1 pseudogene is annotated in these 310 nt (G+C 74.2%); it reads right to left on the reverse strand.

Annotation, left to right across the window (positions count from 1 at the left end):
* Positions 1-290 (reverse strand): annotated as a pseudogene (locus tag PUR71_RS30760) (chorismate synthase); the annotation flags it as partial.
* Positions 291-310 lie beyond the last annotated feature (20 nt).

Genomic DNA, 310 nt, shown 5'->3' on the forward strand with positions numbered 1-310 from the left:
ACGCCAGCCGGCGCCATCGCCGCGGCCCGCTCCACCACGTGACTGACGATCTCCATCCCGCAGGTCTCCTACAGGGCCGCCCGGCCGACGGCGCCCAGCGCGACCCGCCCCGACGTCTCACGGGCGCTCGCGCGCTCCAGGAACGGGCGGGCCTCCTCGATCGAGTACTTCTGCAACCCCGCCAGATCCGCGTGACCCGGACGGGGACGGGGCCCCCGCTCCCGGCGGCCGCCGCCGCCGCGAAGCAGGCGGTCGACGGGGACGCGACACATTACCTGCTCGCACGTGGGACGCTAAGTGATTCCCAGAC

Origin of the sequence: Streptomyces sp. SP17BM10, from assembly GCF_036322405.1 — a bacterium.
Taxonomy (GTDB): domain Bacteria; phylum Actinomycetota; class Actinomycetes; order Streptomycetales; family Streptomycetaceae; genus Kitasatospora.